We start from the raw sequence: 449 nt of genomic DNA, 5'->3' as shown, positions 1-449 counted from the left end.
CATGGGGTGAATTCCGAAGGCGAATGGTTCGAGGCGTCGGAGGAAGGGCTGTGCAAAGGCCTGAATCGCAGGCTCGGGCGTCTGGACGATCAGATGATGTATCACGGTATCGATGCCGGACAGCTGACGCCCGCGAAGTACACGGAGAGTGTGACGCCGGATGGGTTCTTGAACCCTGATTTGCTGGCAGACAATTACATCAAGCCCGATCCGTCGTTCTCACCCGTCATTCATTTCCGCTGGGGCTATCGCGCGACCGCTGCGGAATTGAAGGAGTACGGCGACAAGATCTTCCTGAACGAGAAGGACTATTGGGGCGGCGGGCCGTTCACCAATGGCTGCGCCAGTCTGCCCGATCTTTGGCACGGCGGTCTGGATGATCGAACGATGGGCTGGATGACCGTGCAAGGCATCAATCCGACCAATCGGCCGCTGTACCGCGCGCCGCC

1 pseudogene is annotated in these 449 nt (G+C 59.7%); it reads left to right on the top strand.

Features of this window, described 5'->3' with window-relative positions:
- Positions 1-449, top strand: a pseudogene (locus DIE12_RS37810) (hypothetical protein); the annotation flags it as partial.

It is taken from the genome of Burkholderia sp. Bp9015, from assembly GCF_003853505.1.
GTDB lineage: Bacteria > Pseudomonadota > Gammaproteobacteria > Burkholderiales > Burkholderiaceae > Burkholderia.
This window is presented reverse-complemented; position numbering and strand designations above follow the sequence as displayed.